Origin of the sequence: Paracoccus gahaiensis (assembly GCF_005048225.1) — a bacterium.
In the GTDB taxonomy this organism is placed as follows: domain Bacteria; phylum Pseudomonadota; class Alphaproteobacteria; order Rhodobacterales; family Rhodobacteraceae; genus Paracoccus; species Paracoccus gahaiensis.
In genome coordinates, this window is the sequence record NZ_SUNI01000070.1 from 1 (window position 1) to 1623 (window position 1623).

Consider the following 1623-nt stretch of genomic DNA (forward strand, 5'->3'; position numbering starts at 1 on the left):
AGACGTTGACGCTTCCGGAATATCCGGGCGCAAGCGTGGTCGCGATGATCCCGAAGGCCAGGCCGGTCAGCGATCCCATGACCAGTGCCGGGGAAAAGACCCCGCCACCCATCCGCCCGCCCAGGGTGATCGCCACCGCCAGGGCCTTGACGACGGCAAACATGATCGCCTGCGCCAGGCTGATCTGTCCCGAGAGCGCCGCGGCCGTGGTCTCGTACCCGACGCCGATGATATGCGGGAAGGGGATCGCGATCATCCCAAGCGCCAGTCCCGCCAGCGCGGGCCTGGACCATCGGGGCCAACCGATCGCCGACATCGCGCGGGTGGCGAGCCTGTCAGCCCTGAAGATCCCGCTCATCATGGCCGCGGCGACCAGGGCGGAGACGAGGCCGAGCACCATGAAGGCCGGCAGTTCGATGTGAAAGGCCAGGTCCGGTTCGACCGGCAGGATGAACTCGGTCAGCCCGCCGAACTGCAGACGGTTGATGACTGTCCCGGCCACGGCGGCAATTGCGATGGGGGCGAAGGCCCGGGTCGCGAAATGGCGGAGCACGACCTCATGCGCGAACAGGGCCCCGGCGATGGGGGCATTGAAGCTGGCCGCGACGGCGCCGGCGACAGCGCATCCCAACAGCTCACGCCCGGTCACGGGACTGGCCTTGATCCGACGTGCGACGGCTGTCGAGACGACGCCCGCCAGATGCACGACCGGTCCCTCGCGACCAGAGCTGCCACCGGTCCCGAGGGTGATCAGCGACGCGGTGGCCGATGCCAGGCCTTCGCGGACCTCCACCCGTCCCCCGTCCAGCGCCGCGCCCTCGATCACGTCGGACACCGTGCGAACCCGTCCATCCGGAGTGAACCTGTCCAGGATCAGCCCAACCGCAAGCCCCCCCATGACCGGCACCACCAACACCCAGAGCCAAGGCAGATCACGCGCGACACTGGCAAGAGTCAGGTCATCGGCGCCATAGATCGTGGTCTGGATCCAGGAAATTCCCAACCGAAACCCAAGCGCGGCACATCCCGCCGCGATCCCGATCAGCAAGGCCAGTATCCAGAAATGCAGCTGACGTCGGGCACGACCCAGCACTGAGCCGACAATATGGCACGTGTCACGGCGGAGAGCCTGCCAGAAGGCCTTGGTGTAAGGGTCGGAAGTGGGGTCCATTCCGATGAAGCTGGCACAGCATCGCAAGCTTGGCGAGCGAGATCCTTGCAAGCCTGCAAGCCTGTTCACGGGAATTTGCGTTCCGCCGCATGACCGCGCGATGCCAGGCAATGCATGTGCACTGCTATGACTCAGTCGGCCTAGCCTTCTTCCAGTGATCGGAAGGAGGACACCCTTGTTGATGACACAACGCAGCCTGTTCGGGACGATCGCCACGCTTGCCCTTTTATCGGGGGGTATTGCCCAAGCGCAGGACCAGAATGGAGACACGGATACAAAGCGTATTCTGGTCTATGGAGACTCGAACACCTGGGGATACATCCCGGTGGAAAGCGGACCGACGGGATGGTATGATGCCGATGTCCGATGGCCCGGCATTCTGCAAGCGGAACTCGGGGAAGGGTACTAGGTCATCGAGGCGGGCTTGAGCGCGCGCACCACCGACATCGCGG

The 1623-nt window shown here is 64.9% G+C and carries 2 protein-coding genes; one reads left to right on the plus strand and one right to left on the minus strand.

Features of this window, described 5'->3' with window-relative positions:
- On the minus strand, window positions 1-1171 hold a 1171-nt coding region (locus tag FA743_RS20110), incomplete at its 3' end, for a chloride channel protein (protein WP_136887822.1).
- Window positions 1172-1352: 181 nt separating this feature from the next.
- Between FA743_RS20110 and FA743_RS20115 the strand changes: the two genes are divergently transcribed.
- Window positions 1353-1580: a hypothetical protein gene (locus FA743_RS20115; protein ID WP_136887821.1), complete on the plus strand. Its 228-nt coding sequence runs from the start codon at window positions 1353-1355 to the stop codon at window positions 1578-1580.
- Window positions 1581-1623: the final 43 nt, after the last annotated feature.